Genomic DNA, 16,647 nt, shown 5'->3' on the forward strand with positions numbered 1-16,647 from the left:
CAGACATCGACGAACGCCGTCACTTTCGGCCCCGTTCGCGGCAAGACATGGGGACTGTCGGAGGAGGCACGGCGACAGGCCGGACGGTCTGCCTGAAACCACGGGCACCGTCGGCCGCCGGCAGGGCACCGCGGGCACCCTGGTGGGATCGATGGCCGAGGCCGTGTCGTGCCCGTGGTGTCCCAGGACGCCGCCGAGCACGACGCCTGCGGCCTGAACACCAGAGGCGACCCGCAGCGCTGATCCGACCGCCCCGCCCCGCACAGGACGTCGCCCGGTTGTCCATCCAGCGCTACGACCTCCAGGCCGTGGCTTCCACGCGTCACTACTTGCGCGAGGTGCTCAAACGCTGGAGATCGGAAGTGCTCTTGGATGACCTGCAACTCATGCTGTCCGAAGTGGTCACCAATGCGCTGACCCATGCACATAGTGACGTCGACATCCGGATGTGCCGTCACGCCGGCGTCATCCGGGTGGAAGTGCAGGACAGCAGCCCGCAGCCCCCAGTTCCTACTGTGATCGTTGCCAATGAGGCGATGAATGCCGAAGCGGAGTCCGGGCGAGGCCTGCTCATCGTCGACGCGCTGGCGGCGTCATGGGGGAGTTCACCTGCCGGCCGTGGCAAGAACACGTGGTTTGAGATGTCGCTGCCCGAGTGAAGTTCTTGAAGAGCCATGAACGAGTGGGCGGCAAGCCCTCCTTCGGGCTGATGCGCCGAGGGCGGCCGCACAGACCTCGCCCCAGCCGGTCGCAGCGTCCACGCCTCCCCAACGAACCAGCAGCGCAGAACACCGGCTTCCTTGTGTACTGCGTCTCTGCAGGGGCGCTATTCCCCGGATCTGCCGGACGAGCCTCAGCGGAGAGGACCGTTGTCGACGCGGGGTGCCCCGGAGGCCTCCTGCTCAGTGGCAGACAGGGAACCAAGCAGAGCGAGTGCGGTGGCGGAAGGTGTGCCGGGCTCCGCGTAGTGGACGACGAGGAGCAGCCCGTCGGAGCCGGTGACGGCCAGTTTCTCGCGCCGCAGATGCAGTTCGCCGACCTGGGGATGCCGCAGGCGGGTGGTGGCTCCCTCCCAGCGGCGGACGTCGTGACGGGCCCACAGACGACGAAACCGCTCGCTTTTCAGGCTCAGCTCGCCGACGAGTTGAGCCAGGCGCGGGTCATCTGTCTCGGCGCCGGCTGCGGCGCGCAGCTGCGCGACCACACCGGCCGTGCCCCGCTCCCAGTCCATGTGCAGCTGCCGAGCGAGAGGGTCGGTGAACAGGGCCCGCAGCCGGTTGACGCCCGGCGCCATGTGCGGCGACAGGGCGACGGCCAGGCGGTTGGCGGCGAGCACGTCCATGCACCGGTTCTGCACGAACGCGGGCACGGCGAACGTGTCCAGCAGCATCGCGATCCCGTCCGGGACGCGTTCGGTGCGGGGGAGGGGCTGCCCGCGGCGGGATTTGGGCCTGGCGAGTTCGACGAGGTGAGCGGCGCTGTCCGCGTCGAGCCGCAGCACCTCCGCGAGGGCGTCGAGCACCTGGATCGACGGGTTGCGGTCCCGGCCGCGCTCCAGACGCAGGTAGTAGTCGGCGCTGATGCCCGCGAGCATCGCGACCTCCTCACGGCGCAGCCCTGGCACCCGTCGGAGCCCTGCGGCGGGAAGCCCCACTTCCTCCGGCCGGACGAGTTCACGACGGGCCCGTAGGAACTCGCCCAGGGCATTGCGGCCGTCTGCTGTGTCCATGCTCCGACGGTAACGCGCCACTTCTCCTCCTGCGGGGGCCCTGCCACTACCCGGAACAGGGGGGCACTGCCTGACCGAACGGTGCTGGCGCAGGATCGAGAACGAGGCCTCGGGAACACCGCGGCGCACAGGAATTCCTCCTCGGCAAGGAGCACGCCATGACACAGCGCACCTGGTTCATCACCGGCGTCAACAGCGGCTTCGGCCGGCACATGACCGAGCAGCTGCTGCAGCGAGGCGACAAGGTGGCCGGCACGATTCGTCGGACTGGATCCGTGGACGATCTCGTCGCCAGGTACGGCGACACGTTCTGGGTGGCGTCCCTCGACGTCACCGACACCCCCGCCGTCAAGGAGGTCGTCGGTCGGGCCTTCGCTGAGCTGGGGCGGATCGACGTGATTGTCAACAACGCGGGTCATGGCCTGTTCGGTGCGGCTGAGGAGGTCACCGACGAGCAGATCCTGCGTATCCTCGACACCAATCTGGTCGGTTCGATCCAGGTTGCCCGTGCCGCACTGCCGTATCTGCGGAGGCAGGGCGGAGGACACATCATTCAGATCTCCACTTACGGCGGGCAGGCCACCAACCCCGGCGCCTGCATGTACCACGCCAGCAAGTGGGGCATCGAGGGATTCATGGAATCCACCGCCAAGGACGTCGCCCCGTTCGGCATCGGCGTCACCATCGTCGAGCCCGGAGGCGCGCGCACCGAGTTCCGCTACGGCAGCCTCCAGATGGCAGTCCCGCTGTCGGCGTACGACGACACGCCGGCCGCCATGACCCGCGCAGCCCAGGACCGCAGCCGGCCTTCCCTCGGCGACCCGGCAGTGATGGCCACGCGCATCATCGACAGCGTGGAGCAGAACCCTGCCCCGCTGCGACTGGTCCTGGGAAGCGACTCCTACCGATTCCTCCGAGCGGCCCTGTCGGAGCGGCTGGCCGAGATCGAGGCCCAGGGCGATACGGCAGGTCTGACTGACATCACCGACGGCGTCTGCTGAGCTTCAAAGCGTGGTGTCGGTAGGGTCTGACGGTCCATGATCCCTGCGGTACGCCGACTGCATGAGGTATGCGCAAATAAGGGGGGCGGGCTGACCGACGCACTCATCCGGCGCTCACCTCGCCCGCAACACTATCGAACAAACAATCGAACTCGCGAGCGCGAAGAGAATGATCACGCTCCTAGATTGAAAAATATGTTCGATAGCTCGCGGGATCTTCCGGACGATCTGGACCGGCTCCAGACACTAGAAGTTACGTGGAATCTGCCTGGGCACGGGTGAGAAGCTCCTTCTGACCTGCGCATGGCGGTATTTACCGGCTGCCGTGCAGCGTCTCGCCGACAGTGGGCTTCGTCGGTCGCCGGATCCGAATGAGTCTTCTGTGATCAAATAAGCGCTCAACTACAGGGAGGATGCTGGTGTGGGCGGCGAGTGCCTCGCGTGCGATCTCATGGAGGGCAGGGCCCCGCTGCCGGGCGGGAACCTGTTGCGGACGCAGCTCTGGGTTGTCGAGCACTGCGTCGGCCCCCTGGGCCTTGGTGCCGTCGTGGTCAAGCCGGCCCGGCATGTAGTGCACGTGGCCGATCTGACGGCGCAAGAGTCCATGGAGCTCGGACCTCTGCTGCAGAAGGTGAGCGCTGCGGTCACCGAGGTGATGACCCCCGACCAGGTGTATGTATGCCTGTGGTCCCATGCCGGCGGCGTTCCCGGACACATCCACTTCGTCGTGCAGCCCGCCGGCAAAGAGGACATGGCACGGTTTGACGCCTTCGGTCCGGCGCTGCAGGTGGCTATGGGTGAGGCGCGGTGCTTCCCGCCGGCGGAGGAGGTGGAGCGGGTCTGCCACCGGCTGAGGGAAGCCCTGAGTTCCAGTTCAGCTGGCGCCTGACGGTGATGGCGATTCTTGAAATCGGCTCTGTCCGCAGTTCCGTGAATCCCCACGTCGACGGCAAGAACGCGGGATCGTTTCGGCAGCGTACTTCCTGCCGTGGCGAGCAAGACGGTTGAGGATGTGCTGTTTCCCGGGACGGGTGGAGGACGTGAGGGACTCCTCCGGCGTCCTGGTGGTGCCCGGACACGTCGTCGGGGCGTTTGACGATGGTCAGTGTGATGGCGAGGACGGTTGAGGCGAAGGCGACCAGCCAGCCGGTGTAACCGCCGTCGGCCCACACCAGGGTGACGGCGCGGTGCCGGGCGCGCAGGCGCTGCAGCAGGTCGCGGCCGGCGTCGCGGTCGCTGGCCGAGGCAGCGGTGACCATCACGACCAGCAGCAGGCCCGAGTGTCGACGGCGATGTGTCGCTTGCGCCCGTTGATCCTCTTACCGGGGTCGTAGCCGCGGGAGGCGGCAGGGACGGTGGCGTCGCCCTTCACCGATTGTGAGCCGCTGATCGCGGCGGTGGGCTCCTCCTTCTTGCCGGCCAGGGCGCGCAGGCTCTTGCGCAGCCGGCCGTAGAGCTCCTTGATCAGGTCGTTGTCGAGCCAGCGGCGGAAGAACCGGTACACGGCCCGCCACTTGGGGAAGTCGGCGGGCAGACTTGCCCAGCGCACGCCCTCGGCGACCAGGTAGCGCACTGCGTCGAGCATTTGGCGGTGGCAATAGCCCTCCGGGCGCCCGCCGCGTCCGATCGTCCAGGCCGGGACCGGCAGCAGTGGCCGGACGAGAGCCCACTCCGCGTCGGTGAGGTCACAGGCCTAGCGGCGGACGCGGTCCGGTTGGTCGGCGGCGTTGCCGAACTGGTGGGCGAGGCAGTCGCACGGCGACACGCCGGAAGCGGACGCGGGCAGGACGGGCACGCCGCAGGGGGCCACCAGGGCCTCCTGGATGCATGGTTGGCTCGACATCATCGAGCTGTGCAGGGGGCCCTCTCCTATGCGTTCACCGCCGAGTGGTCAGCCGAACGAGATCGATCCACACGAACGATCGAGCACGAGGCGTATCACGCGGTTCGAGAATCGCTTCTCAAGCCTCGCGGGCGCGCTCGTAGGCCAGGTGGACGAGGCCGTTCCCCACGGCCTTCGTGTGGATCAGGCGCAGGGGTCGCTTGTCGCTGGTCTCGCCGAACAGGCGCTCGCCCGCGCCGACCGCAACCGGGAAGACCGTCAGGCGCAGCTCGTCGACCAGGTCGTGCTCCATCAGTGTGCGCACGAGCGGACGGCTGGCGTACACGACGATCTCCCCCTGTATCTGCTGCTTGAGCTTCGAGACCTCGCTGACTACGTCGCCTGCCAGGACGGTGGCGTTCGTCCATTTGGGCTCCCTGAGCGTCGTGGACACGACGTACTTGGGCAGGCGGTTCAGACTGTCCAACCACTCGCCGCCCATCATTGACGACCGTGCGCCGAAGTACTCGTCGCTCCGCCGACCCATCAGCAGCGCCTCGGCGGCTTGTGCCTCGGCCAGTTCGAGCTCCGCCCACGCCTCCCAGTCCTGGTGCATGAACTGAAGAAACCAGCCGCCGTGCCTGAAACCTCCCTCGCCGCTCGGGTCCTCGACGACGCCGTCGAGCGTGACGTTCTGGCTGACCACGATCTTTCCCATCTTGATCCTCCTTGTCCCCGGGGCGCGCCCCGGACCGGGACCGCCTCCAACCAGGTAGACACCGGCCCAGCCAAGAACTGGGCGCGCAGACACGGCAAAGTGGCGGCCCACCGTGCAGATCGTGCGCCGCCGCGAACGGTCACCACCGGCAAGGTCACACCGGAACGCGTCTACGCACTCACCGACCTGACGGTGCAGCAGGCCAACGACGTCACCCTGCCTGGTAGGTGAGGTAGGCAAGGCTGTCGCCAACGGTGCGGGTGCCGACAAGGCGCAGGCGTTTCGGGGTGCCGGACTGGTCGAAGAGACGGTTGCCCGCGCCCATCACGAGCGGGAAGACCGTCAGCCGCAGCTCATCGACGAGGTCGTGCTCGATCAGCGTGTGCACGAGCTGGGAGCTGGCGTAGACGCGGATCTCGCCGTTGACCGTGTCCTTCAGCCTCGCAACCTCATCCGCGATGTCACCGACGAGCACCGTCGAGTCGTTCCAGCCGGGATCTGTGAGTGTGGTGGAGGCGACATATTTGGGCAAGTTGTTGATCCTGTCCGCCAGCCGGCCGGTCCGGAATGGGTATCGTGCGGCGAAGAACTCGTAGCTGCGTCGCCCCAGCAGCAGGACCTGCGCGCCCAGCGCGTCGTCGAGGATGAGCTTGTCCCATGCCTCGCGGTCGGTCGGGGCGAGCCCGGCGCGCCAGTCGTAACGGCTGAAGCCCTCCTCGCCGGTCGGGTCCTGGGTGACTCCGTCGAGTGAGACGTTCTCGAAGACGACGATCGTTCCCATGTCGATGCTCCCATGTTCGGGTGGTCGGACTACCACTGAGGTAGACACCGCGGCATCGGCAGAACTGGGCGCGCGTCAGCCGCCCAGTTGGCCGGTCAGCCGGTGTCCATACCCGTGGGAAGTGCGATGTGGTGACGGAGAGGGTGACACGAGGATGGCGACCGGCGATCTGATGTCGAAGGCGCGGGCCGGCGACGGTGACGCGTTCCGCGCATTGGTCCAGCCGTACCACGCGGAGTTGCAGGTGCACTGCTACCGCATGCTCGGATCGTTGCAGGACGCCGAGGATGCCCTGCAGGACACGCTACTGGCCGCCTGGCAAGGCATCGTGGGGTTCGAGCGGCGCGCCTCGATGCGCACTTGGCTGTACCGGATCGCCACCAACCGGTGCCTCAACGCGCGTCGCTCGGCGAGTCGGCGCCAGGCGAAGGAGTGGAACGTGCCCGATGTCGAACCGCCCGAGCCGACCCGGCTCGGTGAGGTCGTCTGGCTGCAGCCGTATCCCGACACCCTGCTCAGGGCCGTGATCGACGCGCCGCTCGGGCCGGAAGCCCGCTACGAGCAGGCCGAATCGATCTCCCTGGCGTTCGTCACCGCTTTGCAGGTACTGCCGCCTCGTCAACTCGCCGTTCTCGTCCTGCGTGACGTCCTCGGATTCCACGCCCGCGAGGTGGCCGACATGCTCGACTCAACCGTCGACTCGGTCAACAGCGCCCTCAAACGAGCCCGCGCCGCCCTGCAACGCCGCCGGCCGCAGGCCGCCCACCACCAACCTCCCGCCCCCGGCTCGGCCTCCGAGGACGCGGTCGTGGCGAGGTTCGTCCGCGCGTGGGAGTGCGCCGATCTCGACGCGCTGGTGGATCTTCTCACCGACGACGTCTTCTTCTCGATGCCGCCAGTGCCCTTCGAGTACGAGGGCAAAGACCTCGTTGCCCGCTTCTGCGCCAGCGTCTTCTGGTCTGGCCGGAGGTTCGACCTGGTGCCGACGCGAGCCAACGGTCAGCCGGCGTTCGGCGCGTATCTGCGCGCCTCCAACGGCATCAGCCACGGGACCGGCCTCTACGTCCTCACCCTCGCCGACCACCGCATCAGCGCCATGACCCGATTCGAGAACAGCGTGCTGCCCTGGTTCGGGCTTCCACGCTCACTCTCGAGCCGATAGCTGCCCACTCAGCCAGCCGCGTCAGTCGCCTGAACTGGCGTCAGAAGTGATCCCAACCCGGACGTAGGGTCACGTTTCCGCATGTCGGGAGTGGAGTGGCCGCTGGGTAGGCAGGCTCGTTCCGTTGGTTCGGATGGGAGGTGTGCGGAGGTGGCCGATGCCGTCGATGCCGTCGGTGCTGGGGGTGCTGGGGGTGCTGGGGGTGCTGGAGAAGCGCGAGCGGGTGGAGAACACCCGAACGGGAGTGAGACGTACGGAGGTTCGAGCGGCCGCCGTGTCCCTCGGGTTGGGAATCGCTTCCGAGACAGGCGGCCGAGTCGCCTTATCGTTCGGCAGGCTGTGTGCGGACGCGGTAGACGTGCGGCCAATACTTCCCAGTGAGGAGCAAGTCGTGTGTGGAAGGGTCCACGGCGATGCCGTTGACGTTGCCGGGGCGCCGAGCAGCAGGCGGAAGATCTGGGAGGGCGCCGATGTGCAGGGTCGCCTTCACGCGCCCTGTGCTGGGATCGATACGGGCGATCTCCTCGGTGGGCCAGACATTGGCCCACACGTCCGTGCCGGTGCACTCAAGCTCGTTCAACCCGCTTACGGGCCCGTCACCGTCGTGGACCGTGATCCGGCCCAGCAGCCTAAAGGACTGCGGGTCGCGCAGCGACAGGGTTGCGCTGCCGTCACTCATCATGAGCCGACCCCGTGCTCGGTCGTGGCACAGACCCCAGCCCTCACCGTCGTAAGTCACCCGGCGCAGTTCGCCCAGGGTCCGGCTGTCCCTGAGCACGGCCGTATGCTCACGCCACGTCAGATGCCACAGCCCTCCGTCGACCAGGGCCAGTCCTTCGCCGAACCATGAGGCGGGCAGCGCCACGCGTCGGCTCACCCGGCCGGAGGACAGATCTGCCTTCTGTACCCAGGACTGCCGGTAAATTCCGGAGCTCTCGTACAGCGAGCCGGCCAGAACCTCCAAGCCCTCGGTGAAGGCGCCGACGTCATGCGGCAGTACCTGAATCACCTTCGCTTCCAGTTCCACTGGATCGGCAGGCACTGCCGTGCGGCCAGCCGGGGGCACACCGATCAGCCCAGGGAACACGAAAAGGGGCAACAGAACCCTCCAGGGCAGAGCGACGGGGCGATTCCCAGGGTAGAAAACGTGCAATCCAGTCATGGTTAACCAAATCTACTTTGGGAGCGCGAAGAAGGCGGCCCGTCATCCGTGCCGCCGCGCCTGCCCGACGTCGACCGTCCCGGCGCCCAGAGGCCGTACGTCGCGAATGCGCTTCGGAGCGAGCTCCATCGCCTTGCCGGACACTCGCATCGGGTCCAGCCGCAGCCGACGGGCTCGGACACCCGTTTCATCTCCAAGGCCCGGCGTCCATATGGAAGATCTGTTCCAGCTCGCTGGGCAACGGCTCGGTGAACCCACACCGGCAACACCTTCGAGCGCGGCCTTCCCCTGTGGCTGATCGGACAACGGCCCGGCAGCGCCGGCGCCGCCGGGGCTTCACCTGAACCGGCGATACCGCCGGACCTGTTGCACCTGCTAGCGTCGACGAAACCGGCACTGAGCTGTACAAGGCCCCAAGGCTTGGTCGCGCGCCGCAGTCGCTCCCCAAGAGAACTCCTGGTCCAGGGCGCTTTGCGTGAGCGCGACCAGGTCGCCGGCGGGAACCTCGCTGTTCTCCCGGCCGAAGGCGGTCTCCGCCTGCAACTCGGGCGGCATTCCCGCGCGGACGTCCGTACGGGAGGGGAACCGCTGCAATGCGCGGCCGACGGCGATGACGAGCGCGAAGTCGCGCGGCACGCGGGTGCAGCGGCCTGCGCCCTGCACGACTCGGGTACGCACCTGTTCCAGGGCGGCGTTGCTCGCGCCGCCGGGTGATGAGGAGCCGGTCCTGGAGGTGGACGGCGTCGGGCAGGCCGTGCATCACCTTTACAAGGCTCGGTTCCGCGCCTCCAGGCAGCCTCAGGCCATCGGTTCCGGCTTCTTCGCCCAGCCGGAGGCAGGCTTCTTCCGGGTCAGCCGTCTGGTCATGAGGGTGATGAGCGACCAGTTCAGGTGGGCTTCGCTGTGCTGGGGAAGGCGCTCGTAATCCCGCGCGTTGCGGCGGGCGTTCATGATCCACCCCAGGGTGCGTTCGACGCGCCAGCGGCGCGGGAGTACGACGAAGCCTTTGGCGCCTTCGGGGCGGGAGACGGTCTTGAGGGTGATGTGGAGGAAGTCCTCGGCCCAGGTGACGAGTTGGCCGGCGTAGGCGTAGGCGGAGTCGGCCCAGACCTGGGTGATCTGCGGATGCGTGAGGCGAAGCCTCCAGAGGAGTTCGCGTGCGGCGTCGCGGTCCTGTATGCTGGCGGGCTTCACCATGATCATTACGGGGAAGCCCTTCGTGTGCCGGTCTGGTGAAGGTCCCGGCCACCGACTTCGCGAAGTACACGCTGATCGGCCGGACTGCCGAGTACCACCGCAAGCAGATCCGTGAGGCCCTGGGCTTTCGGCCCTCGACGGACGCGGACGAGAAGGCGCTGGCCGAGTGGCTGGCCGTGGAGGTCTGTCCGGTCGAGCTGGTGGAGGACCGACGGCGCGAGGCCCTGCTGGTCGAGTGCCGGGCCCGGAAGATTGAGCCGCCGGGCCAGACCCGGGTCGAGAAGGTCCTCGTTGCGGCGCGCGGCAAGTGGGAGAGGACGTTCTGCGCCCGCACGATCGGCCGCCTCGGCGAGGCGGGCACGGCCCGGCTGCTGTCCTTGGTGGCCGAGGTCAACGAGGCGGGTACTGCGCTGCTGGCCGCGCTCAAGCGCGACCCGGGCGCGGTCGGCCTGGACTCCCTGCTGACGGAGATCACCAAACTCAACGACGTGCGCAAGCTCGGGCTGCCCGACGGGCTGTTCACGGACTGCTCGGAGAAGCTGGTGGCCGCCTGGCGGGCACGGGCGATCAAGATGTACCCCTCGGACTTCCGCGACACGAGCGAGGACGTACGGATCACCCTGCTCGCGGCGCTGTGCTCGTCCCGGCAAGCGGAGATCACCGATGCCCTGGTCGACCTGTTGGTCGCTCTGGTCCACAAGATCAACGCACGGGCCGAGCGGCGGGTGGAGAAGCAGCTCACCGCCGAGTTGAAGAAGGTCCGCGGCAAGGAGGGCATCCTTTTCAAGCTGGCGACGGCCGCGTTGACAAGCCCGACGAGGTCGTACGCCGGGCCCTGTTTCCGGTGGTCGGGGAGAAGACGCTGCGCGAGCTGGTGGCCGAGGCGAAGGCGAACGAGAAGGTCTTCAGGGCCAAGGTCCGCACCACGCTCCGGTCGTCGTACAGCTCGTACTACCGGCAGATGCTGCCGCCGCTGCTAAACACCCTGGGCTTCAAGTGCAACAACACCGCGTACCGGCCGGTGATGGACGCGATGAAGCTGCTGAAGACGTACGCCGGCGTCGACGGCAAGACCCGCTTCTACGACGTCGGCGACGAGGTGCCGATGGACGGCGTGGTGCGCAAGGACTGGCGCGAAGCGGTCGTTGACGACAAGGGCAAGGTCGAGCGCATCCCGTACGAGATGTGCGTTCTGGTCGCGCTGCGGGACGCCGTACGGCGCCGGGAGATTTACGTCGAGGGCGCCGCGCGCTGGCGCAATCCGGAGGACGATCTGCCCGGCGATTTCGAGGCCACCCGCGCCGTGCACTACGCCGCGATCCGGCAGCCGCTGAACCCGAGGGCGTTCATCACGGACTTGAAGAAGCGCATGATCGCGGGCCTGGACCAGCTGTCCGGCGCGCTCGCGGACGGCTCGGCGGGCGGGGTGAAGGTCACCACCCGCAAGGGCGAGCCGTGGATCACGGTGCCGAAGCTGGAGCCGCTGGCCGAGCCCACCGGCCTGGCGGCCCTCAAGGAGGAGGTCGCGTGCCGCTGGGGCGTCCTGGACCTTCTGGACGTGTTGAAGAACGCCGACTTCCTCACCGGTTTCACTGAGGAGTTCTCCTCGGTGGCCGCCTACGAGCGAATTGAGCGTGACGTCCTCCAGCGCCGCCTCCTGCTGGCCCTCTTCGCACTAGGTACGAACATGGGTATCCGCGCGATCGTGGCGACCGGCGAGCACGGTGAGAGCGAGGCCGCGCTGCGGCACGTACGCCGGCACTTCATCACCGTCGACAACCTGCGGGCCGCCGTCACCAAGCTGGTGAACGCCACCTTCGCCTCTCGCGATACCGCCTGGTGGGGCCGCGGCACCGCGTGCGCGTCGGACTCGAAGAAGTTCGGATCCTGGTCCTCGAACTTCATGACCGAGTACCACGCCCGATACGGCGGCAACGGCGTGATGATCTACTGGCACGTCGAGCGGAAGAACGTCTGCATCTATTCCCAGCTCAAGAGCTGTTCGTCGTCTGAGGTCGTGGCGATGATCGAGGGCTTGCTGCGGCACTGTACGGACGCCGAGATCGAGTCGAACTACGTCGACACCCACGGTGCGAGCGTGGTCGGGTTCGCCTTCACCGAACTGCTGAACTTCCGCCTGCTGCCGCGGCTGAAGAAAATCGGCAGCATCCGCCTGTATCGCCCGGACGACACCCCGCCCGGCTGGCCGGCACTCGGAGCTTCGCTGACGCGGCCGATCCGCTGGGACCTGATCGAGCAGCAGTACGACCAGATGGTCAAGTACGCCACCGCGCTCCGCCTCGGCACGGCGGAGGCCGAACAGGTGCTGCGGCGCTTCACCCGAGGCGGCCCCAAGCACCCCACCTACCAGGCTCTCGAAGAACTCGGCCGCGCAGTTCGCACGGTCTTCGTATGCGACTACTTGGCCAGCCCCGACTTGCGCCGCGAGATCCACGGCGGGCTACAGGTCGTGGAGAACTGGAACAGTGCGAACGCCGTGCTGCACTACGGCAAGGACGGCGCTCTGACCGGCCCGGACAAAGAGCACGCCGAGACGTCGATGCTCACCCTGCACCTGCTCCAGTCCGCGCTCGTGCACGTCAACACCCTGCTGGTGCAGCAGGTCCTGGCCGAACCGGCGTGGGCGAAGAAGCTGAGCCATGAGGACCGGCGCGGCCTGACCGCCCTGTTCTGGTCCAACGTCAACCCGTACGGCACCTTCCACCTCGACATGGACAAGCGCCTCGACCTGGGGCCAGCCGTGACAGTGCCCGGTCCCCGTGCCACGGTTGATGCTGCCGAACGGTCCCCTCTTGACAAGCGATGACCGTCTGAAGGGTGCAGAACAAGCGAAGGTTACTCATGCGCGGTGCCCGGAGCGTTTACTTAGCTTGTAGATCGTTTTTGTCCGGCTGACCAACCCCCGGGACCATGCTGGTCCGAAAAGAGAGGCACCTGATGGTGAGGCCAACGCTGCCTGTGGAGGTCCCCCCGACTCGCCGCGTCTCTGAGGGCGGATACACGCTGCATGGCCGGCACTACGAGGACCCGTATGTCTGGCTGGAACGGCTCGACGACGGCGAGACGGTCGACTGGATCGCTGCCCAGGAGGCGGTCACCCGCACGGTGCTCGACAGCGTCCCCGGCCGCGACGGTCTGCGCGCTGCCGTCGCCCGTTCCACTCGCTACGCGCGGTTGTCCCCACCGATCCCTGCGGGCCGGAACGGGCGCACTTTCCATTGGCAAGCCGACGCCGACGACGAGAAGTCCGCCCTGATGATGCGCCGTTCGACCGGTGTCCCAGCAGAAACCGTGATCGACCCGGGCACATGGCCGGCCAGCGACGTCCTGGTGTTCGCCGAGCCGTCCCCCGACGGCACCCTGGTGGCATTCGGCCGAGCCAGTGGCAGCACCCACGACGCAGTGGTCCATGTTCTCGACGTCGAGACCGGCCAGCTGCTACCCGACCGACTGCGAGGCACCGACCACGGCTCGGTCGCCTGGCGACCCGATTCGTCCAGCTTCTTCTACACCGCCTACCCCGAGCACGGCGAGGTCCCACCGAACGAGGAGGCGTACTGGCACGCCGTCTACGAGCACCGGATCGGCTCGGACACCCCGGCCCGCAAGGTCTTCGGGGACGATCGCGATAAGGACCACTGGTGCACCGTAGACGCCAGCGAGTGTGGCCGGTACGCGGTCATCACCGTGTGGGACTTCGTACACGCCAACGACGTCACCCTGCTGCGCCTCACCGACGACGAGCTGATTCCGGTGGCCGCTGGAATGCGGTCGGTCAACCAGGTGCAGGTGATCGACGACTCGGTGCTCGTGTGGACCGACCTCGACGCGCCGCGCGGTCGCCTGTGCATTGCTCCCCTCACCGACCCGACCTCATGGCACACGCTCATCCCAGAAGGCCCGGACATCCTGCAGACCGTCACCGGGATCGGAGGCCGCCTCTACGCCGTCTACTCGCACGCCGCCTCGCACCGGGTGGCCGTCCACGCCGAGGACGGCACTCATCTGCGGGACCTGGCGCTCCCGTCCCTTGGCTCGGTCAACCGGAACGAGGGGGTGGGCGTCGTCAGCGGGGTCACCGGCTCCTGGCACGGCGACGACGTATGGGTGGCCTTCACCTCGTTCGTGCAGCCGCCGTCGGTCTACAAGTACGACTACGCACAGGACCGACTGGAGCCCTACCACGTACCGGACGCCGGCCTCGACCCGGCCGCGTACACCACGCAACAGGTCTGGTACGAGTCGACCGACGGCACCCCCGTGTCGATGTTCCTCATCTACCGCACCGACCTGCCGCGCGACGGACAGCGACCGGTCCGGCTCAGCGGCTACGGAGGCTTCAACATCCCCGTAGAACCGCGCTTCTCAGCCGTCAGCGCCACCTGGCTCCAGCTCGGCGGAGTGCTGGCCCACGCCAACATACGCGGCGGCGGCGAATACGGCCGCACCTGGCACGAGGCAGCCGTCGGCATGCGCCGGCAGAACGCCTTCGACGACTACATCGCCGCGGCCCGCCATCTGGTCGCCACCGGATGGACCACCCCCGACAGGATCGCCTCGCGCGGCAACAGCAACGGCGGCCTGATGGTCGCCGTCACCGCACTGCAAGCTCCCGACGCGTTCGGTGCCGTCTACTGCCGCGCGCCCCTGCTCGACATGCTGCGCTTTCCAACCTTCCCCAACCTCAGTGGCACCACCGTTGAATACGGCTCGCCAGACGACCCCGACGAGTGCGCCTATCTCGCCGCCTACTCGCCCTACCACAACGTACGGCCCGACCGCCGCTACCCAGTGATGGCGATCGCGTCGGCACTCAACGACCGCACCGTACCGCCGCACGACCCGCTCAAGATGATCGCGGCTCTCCAAGCCGACGCCCCGCAGGGCGGCCCCTACCTGCTGGTGCCGCTGCGTGACTCTGGCCACGGCGGAGGAACCACCCTGTCGGCCCTCATCGAACAGGACGTCGACGAGCTGAGCTTCCTCTGCTGGGCGCTCGGCATCTCAGCGCGGCCGAGATGATCGGTGGCAGATCAGGCCGAGACGGACCCCCTGCCCTCGAAGCACCGGGGGTCCGCCCGCCGCCCCACTGTTTCATAGGTGGTCGCTCATGAAACAGCCGCCCGTCCGACCTGCGCCGCCCCCGCGGGCTCCCCCTGCCGGACCGGCAAGAGCAAGGTGGCCATCCAGTACCACACCGCCCGCTTCCGCCTAGTGCCCCAACTCGCCAAGGCGCTCAGCGTGCCGACCCCCGCCGTACGGAAACCGGGCTCGGTGTGGACCGAACTGCCCCGGCCCGCGCGCGCCGGCGCCGAACCGGTCGGACACGTCCGCCTCGGCTACGCCCGCGCCTCGACCGCTCGACAGTCCCTCGACGCACAACTCGACTCGCTCGGCGAGGCCGGGGTCACCCGCGTCTTCTCGGAGAAGATCTCCACCCGCGCCACCAAGCGCCCCGAGTTGGAGGCCGCCGTGAAGCTCGCCGGGGAGATCCGCTCCTCTGGTGTTGCCGTCACCCTCGTCGTGCACGAGCACAAGCGGCTCGGCCGCGGCATCGAACTCGCTATGCTTGCCGAGGAGCTGAAGGCGAGCGACGTCGGGCTGGAGTTCCTCACCGGCGAACTGAAGGGCTCGCACGACCCGTCCGGCATCGTGCTCACCGTGCTCGCGGCCATGTCCGGCATGGAGCGCGAGTACATCCGCGACCGCACCCTGGAAGGCCACGAGAGCGCGCGGAAGCGCGGCAAGACCATCGGCGGCGCCGGGGTCACCGACGACGACATGCTGTCCATGGCTCTCCACCTGCGCGACCAGGAGATGAGCCTGCGCGACATCGCCAAGCGCCTCGTCATCACCATCGGCACGAAGAAGGGGCACCACCCCTCGCCCGCCACCGTCATGCGGATGCTGCGCGAGCACGACGAACAGGCCGCCACGGCGGCGAGCGCGTAATCATCCGGCTAGTTTGCGGCTGGTGTCTGAGCTAGGACTCCAGGGCCTGGTCACCGCGGCGAGTGTGCAGGGCTCCGTCGCCGGCACCAGACTCCTGGACCGGGTCGCGGCCGAACACCCCGGCATCCGCAAGGTGTGGGTCGACGGCGGCTACCGTCAGCACCTCGTCGAGCACGCGGCCACCCAGGGCAGTGACATGGAAATCACGCAACGCAAGCCCGGGACCAGGGGATTCACCCCGATCCCGAAACGCTGGGCAGTCGAGCGGACCTACGGCTGGCTCATGCTCCACCGCCGACTGGCCCGCGATTACGAGACCCCTCCGTCCGCTCCGAAGCCGTGATCCACATCGCCATGACCGACCTCATGACCCGCCGCCTCACCAGCGAGAACGCCATCTCCTGGCGCGACCCGACACCACAGACCAAACAGCAGATTCCGGGATGAAACAGCGGGAGAAGACGACCTCTCAGTCATAGAAGAAGAGCTCAAGGTCCTCGACGGATCCCGGCCCGGTGAAGAAGCCTTCAGCCTTGGCGATCTCGCCCTCCGGCGGCAGCTCGCCCTTCAGGAACTGCCGCATCCAGATTTCTCCTTGCTCACCGACCGCGTAGATGCCGGACAGCAGCTCGGCCATGCCCGCCGGGCGCGGCGGGCGGCCCCCGACAACTGGCTGGAGCACCCACCCGCCTGACCGGGCCGCGAGTCGCAGCACCCCGGCCCAGTTCGCGATCCTCCCGATTCGCACGTGCCACGAGTCCTCGGTGAACGGGGCCGTCCGCCCGCCACAGAGAGGGTTTGTGGCGGCGCCGATGTCCTCGATGACTTGCCGTTCCACGGCGTCACGGACCCAGCGCCCTTCCTGCGCTTCCTCGACAGCGGCCTCCCACCACGTTCGCCCGCCGTCGAACCGGTCCGCGAATGTGTCCATGCAAACAGACTTCCATGCACGATGCCGCAGGCATCCAAGAGGGCGCCGAGCAGCGGACCGACTCATCAAGGAGACAGGCCCTAGGTGTACTGACCCGTGAGGTTGGGGACGCGGCTGGCGGGTGGTTGGCCTTTCAGCGCGGTGTGTCCGCGGTGGTGGTTGTAGGTGTGC

General features: G+C 67.7%; 16 protein-coding genes and 2 pseudogenes. 9 read left to right on the forward strand and 9 right to left on the reverse strand.

What is annotated here, in order from left to right; translation table 11 throughout:
- Positions 1 to 278 precede the first annotated feature (278 nt).
- A complete protein-coding gene (locus AB0P24_RS40305) occupies positions 279 to 659 on the forward strand; it encodes an ATP-binding protein (protein WP_365803051.1) in 381 nt (126 codons plus the stop codon).
- Positions 660 to 853: 194 nt separating this feature from the next.
- Here AB0P24_RS40305 and AB0P24_RS40310 read toward each other — a convergent pair whose 3' ends face one another.
- Complete coding sequence (locus AB0P24_RS40310) at positions 854 to 1,729, reverse strand: helix-turn-helix transcriptional regulator (RefSeq protein ID WP_365803053.1); 876 nt, start codon at positions 1,727 to 1,729, stop codon at positions 854 to 856.
- Between the two features lie 158 nt (positions 1,730 to 1,887).
- Here AB0P24_RS40310 and AB0P24_RS40315 point away from each other — a divergent pair, with 158 nt between their 5' ends.
- Both AB0P24_RS40315 and AB0P24_RS40320 read left to right on the forward strand, forming a co-directional pair.
- Entirely contained in the window at positions 1,888 to 2,730 is an 843-nt protein-coding gene (locus tag AB0P24_RS40315; RefSeq protein WP_365803055.1) for an SDR family oxidoreductase, read from the forward strand.
- A 421-nt stretch (positions 2,731 to 3,151) separates the two neighbouring features.
- Entirely contained in the window at positions 3,152 to 3,619 is a 468-nt protein-coding gene (locus AB0P24_RS40320) for a hypothetical protein (protein ID WP_365803057.1), read from the forward strand.
- Here AB0P24_RS40320 and AB0P24_RS40325 read toward each other — a convergent pair.
- The 5 genes from AB0P24_RS40325 to AB0P24_RS40345 form a co-directional block, all read right to left on the reverse strand.
- Positions 3,522 to 3,989: a hypothetical protein gene (locus AB0P24_RS40325; RefSeq protein WP_365803083.1), complete on the reverse strand. Its 468-nt coding sequence runs from the start codon at positions 3,987 to 3,989 to the stop codon at positions 3,522 to 3,524. The two genes, AB0P24_RS40320 and AB0P24_RS40325, sit on opposite strands and share 98 nt — an antisense overlap.
- Positions 3,989 to 4,381 (reverse strand): transposase, encoded by a 393-nt coding sequence (locus tag AB0P24_RS40330; RefSeq protein WP_365803087.1) that lies wholly within the window; start codon positions 4,379 to 4,381, stop codon positions 3,989 to 3,991. Before AB0P24_RS40330 ends, AB0P24_RS40325 begins: the two co-directional genes overlap by 1 nt.
- 42 nt (positions 4,382 to 4,423) lie before the next feature.
- The gene (locus AB0P24_RS40335; protein ID WP_365803059.1) at positions 4,424 to 4,573 is read right to left on the reverse strand and encodes a hypothetical protein; all 150 of its coding nucleotides are present in this window, start codon (positions 4,571 to 4,573) and stop codon (positions 4,424 to 4,426) included.
- A gap of 118 nt (positions 4,574 to 4,691) precedes the next feature.
- Positions 4,692 to 5,270, reverse strand: coding sequence for a dihydrofolate reductase family protein (locus AB0P24_RS40340; RefSeq protein WP_365803060.1), 579 nt, complete (start codon positions 5,268 to 5,270; stop codon positions 4,692 to 4,694).
- Between the two features lie 211 nt (positions 5,271 to 5,481).
- Entirely contained in the window at positions 5,482 to 6,051 is a 570-nt protein-coding gene (locus tag AB0P24_RS40345; RefSeq protein WP_365803062.1) for a dihydrofolate reductase family protein, read from the reverse strand.
- A 154-nt stretch (positions 6,052 to 6,205) separates the two neighbouring features.
- On the opposite strand from AB0P24_RS40345, the gene AB0P24_RS40350 reads away from it, so the two are divergent.
- Positions 6,206 to 7,213 carry an RNA polymerase subunit sigma-70 gene (locus AB0P24_RS40350; RefSeq protein WP_365803064.1) on the forward strand — a complete coding sequence of 336 codons (1,008 nt, stop codon included), beginning with the start codon at positions 6,206 to 6,208 and terminating at the stop codon, positions 7,211 to 7,213.
- A gap of 322 nt (positions 7,214 to 7,535) precedes the next feature.
- Here the strand turns inward: AB0P24_RS40350 and AB0P24_RS40355 are convergent, their stop codons facing one another.
- Both AB0P24_RS40355 and AB0P24_RS40360 read right to left on the reverse strand, forming a co-directional pair.
- Positions 7,536 to 8,312 carry a glutaminyl-peptide cyclotransferase gene (locus AB0P24_RS40355; protein WP_365803066.1) on the reverse strand — a complete coding sequence of 259 codons (777 nt, stop codon included), beginning with the start codon at positions 8,310 to 8,312 and terminating at the stop codon, positions 7,536 to 7,538.
- Positions 8,313 to 9,185: 873 nt separating this feature from the next.
- Positions 9,186 to 9,596: pseudogene (locus tag AB0P24_RS40360) on the reverse strand (transposase); the annotation flags it as partial.
- 11 nt (positions 9,597 to 9,607) lie between these two features.
- Between AB0P24_RS40360 and AB0P24_RS40365 the strand changes: the two are divergent.
- The 5 genes and pseudogenes from AB0P24_RS40365 to AB0P24_RS40385 all read left to right on the forward strand — a co-directional run.
- Positions 9,608 to 10,552 carry a DUF4158 domain-containing protein gene (locus tag AB0P24_RS40365; protein ID WP_365803068.1) on the forward strand — a complete coding sequence of 315 codons (945 nt, stop codon included), beginning with the start codon at positions 9,608 to 9,610 and terminating at the stop codon, positions 10,550 to 10,552.
- Positions 10,435 to 12,399: a Tn3 family transposase gene (locus tag AB0P24_RS40370; RefSeq protein WP_365803089.1), complete on the forward strand. Its 1,965-nt coding sequence runs from the start codon at positions 10,435 to 10,437 to the stop codon at positions 12,397 to 12,399. The genes AB0P24_RS40365 and AB0P24_RS40370 overlap by 118 nt, the downstream gene beginning before the upstream one ends.
- Before the next feature lie 131 nt (positions 12,400 to 12,530).
- On the forward strand, positions 12,531 to 14,615 hold the full coding sequence (locus AB0P24_RS40375) for a prolyl oligopeptidase family serine peptidase (RefSeq protein WP_365803070.1): 2,085 nt from the start codon (positions 12,531 to 12,533) through the stop codon (positions 14,613 to 14,615).
- Positions 14,616 to 14,693: 78 nt separating this feature from the next.
- Positions 14,694 to 15,545 carry a recombinase family protein gene (locus AB0P24_RS40380; protein ID WP_365803072.1) on the forward strand — a complete coding sequence of 284 codons (852 nt, stop codon included), beginning with the start codon at positions 14,694 to 14,696 and terminating at the stop codon, positions 15,543 to 15,545.
- A 46-nt stretch (positions 15,546 to 15,591) separates the two neighbouring features.
- Positions 15,592 to 15,992 (forward strand): annotated as a pseudogene (locus tag AB0P24_RS40385) (transposase); the annotation flags it as partial.
- A gap of 22 nt (positions 15,993 to 16,014) precedes the next feature.
- Here AB0P24_RS40385 and AB0P24_RS40390 read toward each other — a convergent pair.
- Positions 16,015 to 16,476, reverse strand: a complete 462-nt coding sequence (locus AB0P24_RS40390; RefSeq protein ID WP_365803074.1) for a hypothetical protein — start codon at positions 16,474 to 16,476, stop codon at positions 16,015 to 16,017.
- Between the last annotated feature and the right edge of the window lie 171 nt (positions 16,477 to 16,647).

This window comes from Streptomyces sp. NPDC086519 (assembly GCF_040686075.1).
Taxonomy (GTDB): Bacteria; Actinomycetota; Actinomycetes; order Streptomycetales; family Streptomycetaceae; genus Streptomyces; species Streptomyces shenzhenensis.